Annotated in this window: 7 protein-coding genes; all 7 read left to right on the top strand. The window is 37.1% G+C overall.

Translation table 11 applies throughout. The features are described 5' to 3' along the window. Positions 1–20: 20 nt before the first annotated feature. Positions 21–1166, top strand: a complete 1146-nt coding sequence (locus HMPREF2701_RS05300) for a polymerase (protein WP_070482381.1) — start codon at positions 21–23, stop codon at positions 1164–1166. Positions 1167–1316: 150 nt separating this feature from the next. Next, on the top strand, positions 1317–2732 hold the full coding sequence (locus HMPREF2701_RS05295; RefSeq protein ID WP_061589575.1) for a flippase: 1416 nt from the start codon (positions 1317–1319) through the stop codon (positions 2730–2732). Position 2733: 1 nt separating this feature from the next. Next, the gene (locus HMPREF2701_RS05290) at positions 2734–3732 is read left to right on the top strand and encodes an acyltransferase (protein ID WP_049552126.1); all 999 of its coding nucleotides are present in this window, start codon (positions 2734–2736) and stop codon (positions 3730–3732) included. A 13-nt stretch (positions 3733–3745) separates the two neighbouring features. Continuing rightward, positions 3746–4843 carry a UDP-galactopyranose mutase gene (glf, locus tag HMPREF2701_RS05285; RefSeq protein WP_049510085.1) on the top strand — a complete coding sequence of 366 codons (1098 nt, stop codon included), beginning with the start codon at positions 3746–3748 and terminating at the stop codon, positions 4841–4843. A 24-nt stretch (positions 4844–4867) separates the two neighbouring features. Next, a complete protein-coding gene (locus tag HMPREF2701_RS05280; protein ID WP_070482379.1) occupies positions 4868–5920 on the top strand; it encodes a glycosyltransferase in 1053 nt (350 codons plus the stop codon). 198 nt (positions 5921–6118) lie between these two features. Then, positions 6119–8098 (top strand): peptide ABC transporter substrate-binding protein, encoded by a 1980-nt coding sequence (locus tag HMPREF2701_RS05275; protein ID WP_020901560.1) that lies wholly within the window; start codon positions 6119–6121, stop codon positions 8096–8098. A 296-nt stretch (positions 8099–8394) separates the two neighbouring features. Next, complete coding sequence (locus HMPREF2701_RS05270) at positions 8395–14907, top strand: SpGH101 family endo-alpha-N-acetylgalactosaminidase (protein WP_083281735.1); 6513 nt, start codon at positions 8395–8397, stop codon at positions 14905–14907. Positions 14908–15066 lie beyond the last annotated feature (159 nt).

Below are 15066 nucleotides of genomic sequence, written 5' to 3'. Positions count from 1 at the left end.
AAACAAACTTAGGTAAAAATATGAAAATAAAAATAAAATTATCAGAGTTATTATATTTTTCAGCTTTCTTTATTTGGTTGCTTTTTAATTTTATAGCTCAAACAAATTTAGTCTATAAATATCCTGAAATTTATCGTTTTCGAATAGTTGCTATGATAGTGTCTATTGTCATACTTCTGTTTAAACTACTATTAGAGAGACACTCGAGTAAGTTTCTGATATTCTTCTTTTCAGCTTTCTGCTTGGCTATCATTATTGGAATTTCAACACATAAGCTTTTTGATGCTCTAACAATAATTTCAACAATCCTATTTATTATTTCTATCAACAATGTGAATTTTAGAAAAGTTTTGATTCTCTGGACAGTTTCGATTGTTCTCTTAATGATTTCTATATATGGTCTATTAAAGTTTGGCATTATTGAAAATACGCTGAGAGTTCAATTAGGAGGGCGATTCCGTTTTAGCCAAGGATACCAATATGCTAGTTTCGGAGCTAATTTTTTATTTCATCTGACTCTAGTCTATCTATATTTGAGAAAAAGTAAAATCAGATTGTCAGAAATTCTAATGCTTGGAATACTGAATTATTATTTTTACGTGAATACTGATACGAAATCAGCTTTCCTTCTTTCAATTCTAGCATTAGTATTGGTGTACATATTCAAAAATAAAGTAGTTAGTCAAAAAATCCTGAATGCTATTGGTAAAATTACGTTGACTGCAGGGATTCTTATTCCTATCATTTTGACTTATTTTTATAACGCAAACAGTAAATTCTTTCAAATTTTAAACGTAGCTTTGACAGGAAGACTAAGTTTAGGACATAAGACATTATCTTTATATGGCGTACATATGTTTGGTCAAAGAATTGATTGGGAATTGCAACAAAGGGCTACGTCTGTTTTTGATAATTATTTATACGTTGATTCATCTTTTGTAAATATTTTGTTGCATTATGGAGTGATTCTACTAGTTGTTATTTGGTATAGTTTCTATCAACTAAATAAAAGAGGACACTTTAATACAGTTGAGATGCTTGTTTTTATTGTATTGATACTTCACTCAATGTTTGATCCACAATTTTTTGAATTAATGTACAATCCATTATTATTATTAATGGGTATTTCTTGGAGTAAGTATAGGTATAATTATCAAGATGTTTAAAGTTTTTGTGTTATATGTATCCTTGGTTCTAAATTGAGGCTAGTTAAGTGATTTTTGTGCCAAAAAAGTTTAATCTATTTCACATCATCATTTTTGGACAGACTAATTTTCGCCGTTTATAATAGTAGTTAAGTGAGGAATATGCTCCCTATGAAGGTTCTTAAAAATTATGCATACAATCTTTCATATCAATTATTAGTCATTATTTTACCGATTATTACGACTCCATATGTTACCAGAGTATTTAGTTCTGATGATTTAGGAACTTATGGTTATTATAATTCTATTGTTACCTACTTTATCCTGTTGGCTACCTTGGGGGTAGCCAATTATGGTACAAAGGAAATTTCTGGTAATCGAAAAGCAATTCGTAAAAATTTCTGGGGAATTTATACTTTACAACTTGGAGCAACCATCTTATCACTGACTCTCTATATTTTGCTTTGTCTCACTTTTTCGTTAATGCAAAACCCAGTAGCTTATATTTTAGGATTAAGTTTACTTTCTAAAGGTTTAGATATTTCTTGGCTATTCCAAGGTTTAGAGGATTTTCGAAAAATTACAGTCAGAAATATTACAGTGAAACTAGTTGGCGTCATTGCTATTTTTCTATTTATAAAATCAGATAGCGACCTATATTTATATGTGTTCTTGCTTACCATTTTTGAATTGTTGGGACAATTAAGTATGTGGTTGCCGGCAAGAGAGTTTATTGGGAAACCGCACTTTGATTGGGAATATGCTAAGCAGCATTTGAAGCCAGTTGTCTTATTGTTTTTACCTCAGATTGCCATATCGCTCTATGTTACTTTGGATCGTACAATGCTAGGAGCTTTAGCTTCAACAAAAGATGTAGGAATCTATGATCAAGCATTGAAACTTGTCAATATTTTATTGACTCTAGTAACTTCATTGGGAAGTGTCATGTTACCACGAGTTTCAAATCTTTTATCATCAGGGGATCATAAAGCAGTTAATAAAATGCATGAGATGTCATTTCTAATTTATAATTTGGTTATTTTCCCCATTATGGCAGGTGTGTTAATTATAAACGATGATTTTGTTAACTTTTTTCTGGGAAAAGATTTTCAAGATGCACGCTATGCAATAGCTATTATGATTCTAAGAATGTTCTTTATTGGATGGACAAATATCATGGGGATTCAAATTTTGATTCCCCATAATAAAAATAGAGAGTTCATGCTTTCAACAACAATTCCTGCTATTGTTAGTGTCGGATTAAATCTTCTCTTGCTTCCAAAACTGGGCTATATAGGTGCAGCAATTGTATCTGTCTTAACAGAGTCGCTGGTTTGGGCTATACAGTTATTCTTTACTCGTTCTTATCTAAGAGAAGTTCCTATAATCGGATCAATGGCAAAAATTGTACTAGCATCTGCCATTATGTATGGCCTTTTGTTATGTTCAAAAACAGTTATACATTTTTCACCAACATCAAATGTTCTAGTATTTGCAATGTTTGGTGGAATCATTTATCTTTTTGCAATTCTATCTCTAAAAGTGGTAGATGTGAAAGAATTAAAACAAATTATTAGGAAAAACTAGAATGAGAAAAGTTCGAAATATCAACCTAGATTTACTAAAAGTGCTTGCCTGTGTTGGAGTTGTTTTACTTCATACAACAATGGGTGGATTTAAAGATACTGGTTCATGGAATCTTTTGACGTATTTATATTATTTGGGTACCTACTCTATTCCCTTGTTTTTTATGGTCAATGGTTATTTATTGTTAGGCAAGAGGGAAATAACTTCCCATTACATACTTCAGAAAGTCAAATGGATCCTAATAACAGTATCATCATGGAACATTATCGTTTGGCTCTTTAAAAGAGATTTTACAGTTAATCCAATTAAAAAAATTGTAGGCTCTCTGATACAAAAAGGGTATTTCTTTCAGTTTTGGTTTTTTGGCGCATTGATACTGATTTATTTATGCTTGCCTATTTTGAGTAAATTTTTAAATTCAAAAAGAAGATATTTATACATTTTAGCTTTATTGATTGTTATTGGTTTTATAGTTGAATTGGCAAATATTTTCTTTCAGAGGCCTCTACAAACTCATGTTATGCAAACTTTTAGATTATGGACATGGTTTTTCTATTATATTTTAGGTGGTTATATAGCACAATTCAATGTAGATAATCTCAAATATAGATTTAAAAATTGGATGAAAATAGTTAGCATGCTTTTAGTATTGATATCACCAATTATATTGTTTTTCTTAGCAAAGAATACTTACCATAATCTTTTTGCTGAATATTTTTATGATATTCTATTCGTGAAATTTACAAGCTTAGGAATTTTCCTGATGGTATTAACACTATCTTTGAATGAAAATGGGAGCAAATGGATTGTTTCTCTATCTAATCAAACAATGGGTGTTTTTGTAATACACACCTATGTTATGAAGATATGGGAAAAATTAATTGCTTTCAGTTTTACAGGTGCATATTTGTGGTTTGCTATATTTACTTTGAGTATTAGTTTTATTGTCATTGGAATATTAATGAGAATCCCATATCTCAATCGAATCGTCAAATTATAAAAAGGAGAACAAGATGTACGATTATCTAATCGTTGGTGCTGGGTTGTCTGGAGCAATTTTTGCTTATGAAGCAACCAAGCGTGGAAAAAAAGTAAAAGTTATTGATAAACGTGACCACATTGGTGGGAATATCTACTGTGAGAATGTAGAAGGAGTCAATGTCCATAAATATGGTGCCCATATCTTCCATACTTCTAATAAGAAAGTTTGGGATTATGTGAATCAATTTGCTGAATTTAACAACTACATCAACTCGCCTGTAGCTAATTACAAGGGTAGCCTTTATAATCTACCTTTCAATATGAATACTTTCTATGCTATGTGGGGGACAAAAACTCCTCAAGAAGTCAAAGATAAGATTGCTGAGCAAACGGCTCACATGAAGGACGTTGAACCTAAAAACTTGGAAGAACAGGCTATCAAGTTGATCGGTCCAGATATTTATGAAAAGTTGATTAAAGGATATACTGAAAAGCAATGGGGACGTTCCGCGACTGACCTTCCACCGTTTATCATTAAACGTCTACCAGTTCGTTTGACTTTTGATAATAACTACTTCAATGACCGTTACCAAGGTATTCCAATTGGGGGGTATAACGTTATCATTGAAAATATGCTGAAAGATGTTGAAGTAGAACTTGGAGTTGACTTTTTTGCCAATCGTCAGGAATTAGAAGCTTCTGCTGAAAAAGTTGTCTTTACAGGGATGATTGACCAATACTTTGACTATAAACATGGTGAGTTAGAATACCGTAGTCTTCGTTTTGAGCATGAAGTTCTAGATGAAGAAAACTATCAAGGAAACGCAGTTGTAAACTATACAGAACGAGAAATTCCTTATACTCGTATTATTGAGCATAAACATTTTGAGTATGGTACGCAAGATAAAACGGTCATTACTCGTGAATACCCAGCAGATTGGAAACGAGGAGATGAACCTTATTATCCAATCAATGATGAGAGAAACAATGCTATGTTTGCTAAGTATCAAGAAGAAGCAGCGCAGAATGATAAGGTCATTTTCTGCGGACGTTTGGCCGATTATAAATACTACGACATGCATGTGGTCATTGAACGTGCCCTAAATGTTGTAGAGGAAGAGTTTAAATAAGATAACGAAGGATAAAGTTGATCGATGAAATATTATCTAAAAGAAGAATTTCTGAAGGATTCTGGTGCACGAAATGCGGGGAATAAGGCTCGAAATGATGTTGAAGAAATAGTAGTTCGTGAGGGCTATAGTCCTTTGTTATTGATGGTAGATGATTGGTATCAAATGGGGACTATTAGAGCCCAACGACATAAGGCCAAAGCTCTATCCAAAGCTATCTCTAAGTTGAAGGAAGGGGATCAGCTACTGATTCAATTTCCTATGCTTCATCATAGTTTCTTTACGACTCATTTAGTCAAAAGAATGCAACGTAAAGGAGTGAAGGTTCACTTTATTATCCATGACTTAGAAGTTTTGCGCTATGCTAATTTGGATACAGTACCCTGGAAGCATAAGATTCGTGTTCATCTTCAAGAGTCTAGTCTTTTGAAACAAGCTGATGGTCTTATTGCTCATAATCCAGTTATGAAATCAGTGCTTGTTGATAAGGGGATTTCTGAGAAGAAAATAGTTAGTTTAGGCATTTTTGACTATCTGATCCCGAATTATCAGGATAAAGAAGATTTATCGAAGGAAGGAGCTATTATTGTAGCTGGAAATTTAGCTCAAGAAAAAGCAGGTTACTTATATGAGTTGCCTGCAAGACCGGCATATAACCTTTATGGTGTTGGTTTTGATGAGGCTAGAAAGCTATCCAATGAAACCTATTTTGGTTCCTTTCTTCCAGATGAACTACCATCAGCATTAGAAGGAAGCTTTGGTTTGGTTTGGGACGGTGATAGTTCTAAAACTTGTAGCGGAGTGTTTGGTGAGTATTTGAGATACAATAATTCCCACAAGGCCTCCCTTTATTTGGCTTCTGGTTTCCCTATTATTGTCTGGGGGCAATCTGCTTTGGCTAATTTCGTCTTAGAAAAAGAGTGTGGAATTAGTATTGAGAGTTTACTTGACTTGGAAGAAGTATTGGAACATTTGTCTCAAGAAGAGTATCAGGGTTTGGTCAAAAATGCTAAGGCCGTAGGTCAAAAAATTCGTGAGGGTTCTTATCTTCTTTCCGCATTGCAAGCTTTCAATTAATGAATCTAAAAATGATTTAAATAGATGGATGAGGGAGTTACTGGATTCCCTCTTTTCTTATAGTTAAAAAGAGATTAAAAAATGAAATAAGATTCGATAGTTGTCAGAAAATAACAACTAAAAATGAAAATTCAGAAAAATATATTGACAATAGATTGCAAAGGGTCTATAATGGATAGAAAAACAAAGGAGAATACTATGAAAACAAGGAAAGTATTGGCTCTTGCGGGAGTCACTTTATTAGCAGCTGGTGTCTTAGCGGCTTGTTCTGGTGGTTCTGCTACTAAAGGTGAGCAGACCTTCGCCTTTACCTACGAGACAGACCCAGATAATCTCAACTATTTGACAACCAGCAAGGCAGCTACTTCAAACATTACTAGTAACGTCATTGATGGATTGCTTGAAAATGACCGTTATGGGAATCTTGTTCCCTCTATGGCAGAGGACTGGTCAGTTTCTAAAGATGGTTTGACCTACACTTATAAGATTCGTCAGGATGCCAAGTGGTACACATCTGAAGGTGAAGAATATGCTCCTGTCAAGGCTCAAGACTTTGTAACAGGTCTTAAATATGCAACAGATAAGAAATCACAAGCTCTTTACTTGGTACAAGATTCAATCAAGGGTCTGGATGCTTATGCTAAAGGGGAAAATAAAGATTTTTCTCAAGTTGGAATTAAAGCCCTTGACGATCAAACAGTCCAATACACTTTGAACAAACCTGAAAGTTTTTGGAATTCTAAAACAACAATGGGTGTCTTGGCACCAGTTAATGAAGAGTTTTTGAACTCAAAAGGGGATGATTTTGCTAAAGCGACAGATCCAAGCAGTATCTTGTATAATGGTCCTTATTTGTTAAAATCTCTTGTGGCTAAATCTTCCGTTGAATTTGCAAAAAATCCTAACTACTGGGATAAGGATAATGTTCATGTTGATAAGATAAAATTGTCATTCTGGGATGGTCAAGATACCAGCAAACCTGCAGAAAACTTTAAAGATGGTAGCCTTACAGCAGCCCGCCTCTATCCAACAAGTGCAAGTTTCGCAGAACTTGAAAAAACGATGAAGGATAATATTGTCTATACCCAACAAGACTCTACGACTTATCTAGTTGGTACAAATATTGACCGCCAGTCCTATAAATATACTTCTAAGACTAGTGACGAACAAAAGACCTCTACTAAAAAGGCTCTCTTAAACAAGGATTTCCGCCAAGCTATTGCTTTTGGTTTTGATCGTACGGCCTATGCTTCACAAGTGAACGGTGCCAGTGGTGCAAGCAAAATTTTGCGTAATCTTTTTGTACCACCAACATTTGTCCAAGCAGATGGGAAAAACTTTGGCGATATGGTCAAAGAAAAATTGGTGACTTATGGGGATGAATGGAAGGATGTGAACCTTGCTGATGCCCAAGATGGACTATATAATCCTGAAAAAGCCAAGGCAGAATTTGCTAAAGCTAAGTCAGCTCTACAAGCTGAGGGAGTACAATTCCCAATTCACCTAGATATGCCAGTTGACCAGACAGCAACTACAAAAGTTCAACGTGTACAGTCTTTCAAACAATCGGTTGAAGAAACCTTGGGTGCAGATAATGTCGTAATTGATATTCAACAACTACAAAAAGATGAAGTCTTGAATATTACCTACTTTGCTGAAACAGCAGCTGGGGAAGATTGGGATATTTCAGATAATGTTGGTTGGACTCCAGACTTTGCGGATCCATCTACTTACCTCGATATTATCAAACCATCAGTTGGTGAAAACACTAAAACCTACCTTGGCTTTGATTCTGGTACAGATAATGCTGCAGCTAAGAAGGTTGGTCTAAACGACTATGAGAAATTGGTAATTGAAGCTGGAAACGAGACAATAGATGTAGCAAAACGTTATGATAAGTATGCTGTAGCCCAAGCTTGGTTGACAGATAGTGCCTTGATTATTCCAACAACATCACTCACTGGTCGCCCAATCTTGTCTAAGATGGTACCATTTACGATGCCGTTTGCCTTCTCTGGTAACAAGGGGACAAGCGATCCGCTCCTTTACAAATACTTGGAACTTCAAGACAAGGCAGTTACTGCTGATGAATACCAAAAAGCTCAAGATAAATGGATGAAAGAAAAAGAAGAATCCAATAAAAAAGCGCAAGAAGAACTCGCAAAACATGTGAAATAGATTTTAATCATCTATAGAAGCTGATTGATAAAGGGTTTGGCATTCGATAGGAATGCTAAATCCTTTTTATTATGTGACAATTTTCCCCTTAATCTCAGAGTATGGTTTTGTCAGAATGAAGAAAAAAATTAGCAATTTTCCTAGCTTTTCTATTGCTTTATCTATTAAAAATTGTTATATTAAAAGTGTAATTATTTTTATAAACGTTAAGCATTGCACTTTTCAGATAGAAAGGAGTATTTTTCGAATAAGAAATGTAAACGCTTACGAAGATTGGTGAAAGGAATCAGGAGTTAATGGATAAACGATTTTTTGAAAAACGATGTACATACAGCATTCGTAAATTTGCACTAGGTGCTGCTTCAGTTATGATTGGGGCTAGTTTTTTTGCTACTGCTCCAGTATTGGCTAACACACCAACAGTTGGCTCAACAGATAATTTGCCAAGTGAGCTGGCTGATTTGGATAAAAAAGCGAGCGATAATGGACGGGAGTTCGATAAAGAAGCTGCAGCAGCAAATCCAGGTTCTGCTGAAACAACGGATGGACCAAAAACTGAAGAAGAGTTACTAGCTCTTGAAAAGGAAAACAAAGAAACTACTGACAAGTTGCCGAAAGAATTAGAAGGTAAAGTTGAAAAAGCTACTGATAATGGTAAAGAGGTAAATAAAGATCAATTAGCACAAGATACTGGTAGTCTAGTTCCTGAAGATGTTGCCAAAACAAAAAATGGAGAATTGAACTATGGTGCTACTGTTAAGATTAAGACTCCATCAGGAGAAGGTAGTGGTATTGTCATTGGTAAGGATCTTGTTTTGACTGTTTCTCACAACTTTATCAAGGATCAACAAGATGGAAATATCCGTAAAGTTGTGGATAATGATAAAGGGGATGGCGATATTTTTAGTATATCCTACCCTGGTTTAGATGATGTAAAATTTAGTAAAAAAGATGTGATTCACTGGGATAGAGATGGTTATCTAAAGGGCTATAAGAACGATTTGGCTCTTGTGAGATTGCGTACAGTTCTTGAAAATGCTCCTGTTGAAGTTACTGAAAAGCCAGTTGTTAAGAAAGTTGGGGATAAAGTCAATATGTTTGGCTATCCTGCTGGTAAGTTGGCGCCAGTTATTAACACTGCTGTGGATTTTGCTGAATCTTATGGTGAAGGTGTTCAAGGAGTTGGTTATCAAGGTGGACAACCAGGTGCTAGCGGTGGCGGTATCTTTGACACGGATGGTAAATTGATTGGCGTTCATCAAAATGGTGTGGTCGGTGTCCGTAGTGGAGGGATCCTTTTCTCTCCAGCTCAATTAAAATGGATTCAAGATCATATTAAGGGAATCTCTAGTTCAAAACCAGCGAATTTAGAGGAAACTGAAAAACCAGTTGAAGAAAAGCCAAAAGCAGATAAGCCGAAAGAAGAAAAACCAGCGACAGCTAAGCCAGAGACACCAAAGGAAGTCACTCCTGAATGGCAAACTGTAGCAAGAAAAGAACAGCAAGGGACTGTTGCTATTCGTGAAGAAAATGGTGTTCGTTACAATAAGTTATCTTCAACAGATCAAAATGACAATGCTAGCAAACCAGCTTTGTTTGAAAAGCAAGGATTGACTGTGGATGCGAATGGGAATGCGAATGTAGATCTCACTTTCAAAGAAGAATCTGAAACAGGCAAATCACGTTTTGGTGTTTTCTTGAAATTTAAAGATACAAATAATAATGTCTTTGTTGGATATGACAAAGAAGGTTGGTTCTGGGAATATAAGACACCAGGTAATAGCACATGGTATCAGGGAGGCCGTGTTGCAGCTCCAGTAAATGGCTCAGTGAATCATCTGACTATTAGCTTAAAATCAGATGGTCAGCTGAATGCAACAAATAATGATGTAAAACTTTTTGATACGGTTACTTTGCCAGCTGCTGTTAATGAAAATCTTAAAAATGAAAAGAAAATCTTACTTAAAGCTGGTACATATGGTACTGAAAAGACAGTTGTAAATATTAAGACTGACAATCAAGACGGAGTTCAAGCTACTGAAACTACTGCTGAAAAAGAAACTGGTGCGGTGGTAGATGATAGTAAAGTGACTTATGATACCATCCAGTCTAAAGTCCTAAAAGCAGTGATTGACCAAGCCTTTCCACGTGTCAAGGAATATACGCTAAATGGCCATACTTTACCAGGACAGGTTCAACAGTTCAATCAAGTCTTTATCAATAACCACAGAATCACCCCTGAGGTTACTTATAAGAAAATTAATGAAACAACTGCAGAATATGAAATGAAACTCCGTGATGAGGCTAATCTTATCAATGCGGATATGACAGTTCGTCTGCAAGTTGTGGATAATCAATTGCATTTTGATGTAACTAAGATTGTCAACCACAATCAAGTCACTCCAGGTCAAAAGATTGACGATGAAAGAAAATTACTCTCTACTATTAGTTTCCTCGGGAATGCTTTAGTATCTGTTTCTAGTGAGCAAGCTGGTGCTAAGTTTGATGGGGCAACTATGTCAAACAATACGCATGTCAGCGGGGATGATCATATTGAAGTAACCAATCCAATGAAGGATTTGGCTAAGGGTTACATGTATGGATTTGTTTCTACAGATAAGCTTGCTGCAGGTGTTTGGAGTAATTCTCAAAACAGTTACGGTGGTGGCTCTAATGACTGGACCCGTTTGACGGCTTATAAAGAAACCGTTGGAAATGCCAACTATGTCGGAATTCATAGCTCTGAATGGCAATGGGAAAAAGCTTATAAGGGTATTGTCTTCCCAGAGTACACTAAAGAACTTCCAAGTGCCAAGGTTGTGATCACTGAAGATGCTAATGCGGATAAAAAAGTGGACTGGCAAGATGGTGCCATTGCTTATCGTAGTATCATGAACAACCCTCAAGGCTGGGAAAAAGTCAAGGATATCACTGCTTATCGTATCGCGATGAACTTTGGTTCACAAGCACAAAATCCATTCCTTATGACCTTGGATGGTATCAAGAAGATCAATCTCCATACAGATGGTCTTGGACAGGGTGTTCTACTTAAAGGTTATGGTAGTGAAGGTCATGACTCTGGACACTTGAACTATGCTGATATTGGTAAACGTATTGGTGGTGTCGAAGACTTCAAGGCTTTGATTGAGAAAGCGAAGAAATATGGAGCTCATCTAGGTATCCACGTCAACGCTTCTGAAACTTATCCTGAGTCTAAATACTTTAACGAAAAGATTCTTCGTAAGAATCCAGATGGAAGCTACAGCTATGGTTGGAACTGGCTAGATCAAGGTATTAACATTGATGCTGCTTATGACTTGGCGCATGGTCGCTTAGCTCGTTGGGAAGAATTGAAAAACAAACTTGGTGAGGGTCTCGACTTTATCTACGTGGATGTTTGGGGCAATGGCCAGTCAGGTGATAATGGTGCCTGGGCTACCCACGTTCTTGCTAAAGAAATTAACAAACAAGGCTGGCGCTTTGCGATTGAGTGGGGCCATGGTGGTGAATACGACTCTACCTTCCAACACTGGGCAGCTGATTTGACCTATGGTGGCTACACTAATAAAGGTATCAACAGTGCCATTACGCGCTTTATCCGCAACCACCAAAAAGATTCTTGGGTTGGGGATTACAGAAGTTACGGTGGTGCAGCCAACTATCCACTTCTAGGTGGTTACAGCATGAAAGACTTTGAAGGTTGGCAAGGTCGTAGCGACTACAATGGCTATGTAACTAACTTGTTTGCTCATGATGTCATGACCAAGTATTTCCAACACTTTACTGTAAGCAAGTGGGAAAACGGTACACCAGTCACTATGTCTGATAACGGTAGCACCTATAAATGGACTCCAGAAATGCGAGTGGAATTGGTAGATGCTGACAACAATAAAGTAGTTGTGACTCGTAAGTCAAACGATGTCAATAGCCCACAATACCGTGAACGTACAGTAACTCTCAACGGACGTGTCATCCAAGATGGTTCAGCTTACTTGACTCCTTGGAACTGGGATGCGAATGGTAAGAAACTTCCTACTGATAAGGAAAAAATGTACTACTTCAATACGCAAGTTGGTGCAACAACTTGGACGCTTCCTAGCGACTGGGCGAATAGTAAGGTTTACCTTTATAAACTAACTGACCAAGGTAAGACTGAAGAACAGGAAGTAGCTGTGAAAGATGGTAAGATTACCCTTGATCTTACTGCAAATCAACCATACGTTCTCTACCGTTCAAAACAAACCAATCCTGAAATGTCATGGAGCGAAGGCATGCACATCTATGACCAAGGATTTAACAGTGGAACTTTGAAACACTGGACCATTTCTGGTGATGCTTCTAAGGCAGAAATTGTCAAATCTCAAGGCGCAAATGAAATGCTTCGTATCCAAGGCAATAAGAGCACAGTCAGCCTTACTCAGAAACTGACTGGCTTGAAACCAAATACTAAGTATGCCGTTTATGTCGGTGTTGATAATCGTAGTAATGCTAAGGCAAGTATCACAGTAAATACTGGTGAAAAAGAAGTGACTAGCTATACCAATAAGTCACTAGCTCTTAACTATGTCAAGGCCTATGCTCATAATACTCGTCGTGACAATGCTACAGTTGACGATACAAGTTACTTCCAAAACATGTATGCCTTCTTTACAACGGGTTCAGATGTATCAAATGTCACTCTTACTTTGAGTCGTGAAGCTGGTGATGAAGCAACTTACTTTGATGAAATTCGTACCTTTGAAAACAATTCAAGTATGTACGGAGATAATCATGATACAGCTAAAGGAACATTTAAACAAGACTTTGAAAATGTCGCTCAAGGTATTTTCCCATTTGTAATTGGTGGTATCGAAGGAGTTGAGGATAATCGTACTCACTTATCTGAAAAACATGATCCATATACACAACGTGATTGGAATGGTAAGAAAGTCGATGATGTCATCGAAGGAAATTGGTCATTGAAGACAAATGGACTAGTGAGTCGTCGTAACTTGGTTTACCAAACAATCCCTCAAAACTTCCGTTTTGAAGCTGGTAAGACTTATCGTGTAACCTTTGAATACGAAGCAGGCTCTGACAATACCTACGCCTTTGTAGTCGGTAAGGGAGAATTCCAATCAGGACGTCGAGGTAATCAAGCAAGCAATTTGGAAATGCATGAATTGCCAAATACTTGGACAGATTCTAAGAAAGCTAAGAAGGTAACCTTCCTCGTAACAGGTGCAGAAACAGGCGATACTTGGGTTGGTATCTACTCAACTGGTAACGCAAGCAATACTCGTGGAGATTCTGGTGGAAATGCGAACTTCCGTGGTTACAACGACTTCATCATGGATAAACTTCAAATCGAGGAAGTCACTCTAACAGGTAAGATGTTGACAGAAAATGCTCTGAAGAACTACTTACCAACGGTTGCCATGACCAACTATACTAAGGAATCTATGGATGCCTTGAAGGAAGCTGTCTTTAACCTCAGCCAAGCAGATGATGACATTAGTGTAGAAGAAGCGCGTGCTGAAATTGCTAAGATTGATGCTCTTAAGAATGCCTTGGTACAAAAGAAAACAGCCTTGGTAGCAGAAGACTTTGAAAGTCTAAATGCTCCAGCGCAAGCGGGAGAAGATTTAGCAAATGCCTTTGATGGTAACTTATCAAGTCTATGGCATACGTCTTGGAATGGTGGAGATGTTGGTAAACCTGCAACTATGGTCTTGAAAGAAGCGACAGAAATCACAGGCTTCCGTTATGTGCCACGCGGATCAGGATCAAATGGTAACTTGCGTGATGTGAAACTGGTTGTGACAGATGAGTCTGGTAAAGAATATACTTTCACTGCAACTGATTGGCCAGATAACAATAAACCAAAAGACATTGACTTTGGTAAGACAATCAAGGCTAAGAAAATTGTTTTGACAGGTACTAAGACTTATGGAGACGGTGGTGATAGATATCAAGCCGCTGCTGAGTTGATATTTAGTCGTCCACAGGTTGCAGAAACAACTCTTGATTTGTCAGGTTATGAAACAGCTTTATCAAAAGCTCAAAAATTAACCAGCAAAGAGAATCAAGAGGAAGTCGCAAGTGTAGTAGCTAGCATGAAATATGCTATGGATAACCATCTCTTGACTGAAAGAATGGTTGCCTACTTTGCAGAATATCTCAACCAACTACAAGATCAGACTGTGAAACCAGATGCTCCTACAAGTAGTAAAGGTGAAGAGGCAGCACCAATTCTTGAAGTGCCTGAGTATAAAGGTCCGCTTGGAACAGCAGGTGAAGAAGCAGCACCAATTCTTGATGTACCTGAGTATAAAGGGCCACTTGGAACAGCAGGTGAAGAAGCAGTAGTTAATGAAGTTCCAGAATACAAAGGTGGAGCCAATGCGGTAGAAGCAGCTGTCAATGAAGTTCCAGAATACAAAGGTGGAGCGAATGCAGTAAAGGCCTTGGTTCATGAATTACCAGAATATAAAGGTGGCGCTAATGCAGTAGAAGCAGCTGTCAATGAAGTTCCAGAATACAAAGGTGGAGTCAATGCAGTAGAAGCTTTGGTAAACGAAAAGCCAGCCTACACAGGACTATTGGCTACAGCAGGTGAAGAAGCAGCACCAACTATTGAAAAACCTGAGTATCGGATTAGTCAATTGGGTCAAGGAAAACTTGCAGAATCTAAAACTTCAGTTTCAACAGAAGATCAGAAGAGATTGCCAGAAACAGGAGAAAGCCAATCTGATACAGCTATCTTCCTAGCAGGCATCAGTCTTGCCTTATCTGCTGCTGTCCTTGCAACAAAACGTAAAGAAAATTAAAGAAGACTCGATTTTAGAGTTTATCGGAACTAGAATTCAGACAGAAATAACTTAGTTGGAGAGAACCTCTAGGTTCTCTCCATTTTCAAATGGGAAATGAGACCGCTTACTGTAATAAGTGGGAGAAAGGAATAGGAGAAAGATGGATAGACATTTTTT

The organism is Streptococcus sp. HMSC077D04, from assembly GCF_001808785.1.
Lineage (GTDB): Bacteria > Bacillota > Bacilli > Lactobacillales > Streptococcaceae > Streptococcus > Streptococcus mitis_BX.
Note: the sequence above shows the minus strand (reverse complement) of the source record. Positions and strands in the feature narration are given on the sequence as shown.